Genomic DNA, 893 nt, shown 5'->3' on the forward strand with positions numbered 1-893 from the left:
TGATCTTCGTCCCTGTTTCCGGACAGTGTGATTGTTGACCCTACGCGGCGATTTTCCAACTCATTTCTTTGAATGCCTGGGCTGGTGTCTGGTAGCCTATGGCTGAATGCCGTCGCTGGCGGTTGTAGAAGACCTCGATGTACTCGAAGATCGCGGCCTTGGCGTGTGCCTTTGTTGCGAAGCGCTGGCGGTGGACCAGCTCCTTTTTGAGCGAAGAAAAGAAGCTCTCCATCGGGGCGTTATCCAGACACTCCCCTTTGCGGCTCATGGATTGGATCAGCTTTGCGCGATGGATGACTTTGCGATAGTCCCCGCTGGCATATTGCACGCCGCGATCCGAATGCAGGATCAGACTTGGCACCGGACCGCGCCGGTCGAGAGCCATCCGTAGCGCATCGCAGCAGAGCTCCGCTTTCAAATGTTCGGCCATCGCCCAACCGACTATTTCGCGGGTCGCCATGTCCTTGACCGCCGCCAGGTAGAGCCAGCCCTCGCCGGTATCCACGTAAGTGATATCAGCGAGCCAGACGGTGTTCGGGATGGTGCAATGAAACGCCCGCTGCAGCAGGTTCGGCGACGGGGTCAGCTTGTGATTGCTGTTTGTGGTGACCGGCTTGCGCGGCTTGCGTTGGCCGGCTGAGATCCTGTTTCCCCGCATTATTTTGGCCACGCGCCGCTCTGAGACGCGCTCGCCATCAGCGCCCAGATCCCGGTGAATGCGTTTGGAGCCGTAGCGGTATTTGCTTGCTTTAAAGAAGTGCCTGATCCGCTCCAGCAACGCCACGTCTTGTGCCGCACGCCGCGCTTCCCGGCCTTGACGGGCCGCCAAGCTCGCGTCGTGACCATAAAACCAACTGCGTGACAGGCGGACCAGCCGGCAGAGTGTCGAAACC

At 59.5% G+C, this 893-nt stretch carries 1 protein-coding gene; it reads right to left on the reverse strand.

Annotated elements, in window-relative coordinates; translation table 11 throughout:
• Window positions 1–40: 40 nt before the first annotated feature.
• The coding region (locus tag FEV53_RS20360; protein ID WP_142836417.1) for an IS3 family transposase at window positions 41–893 on the reverse strand (853 nt) is incomplete at its 5' end.

The sequence above is a fragment of the Palleronia caenipelagi genome, from assembly GCF_007004065.1.
Lineage (GTDB): Bacteria > Pseudomonadota > Alphaproteobacteria > Rhodobacterales > Rhodobacteraceae > Palleronia > Palleronia caenipelagi.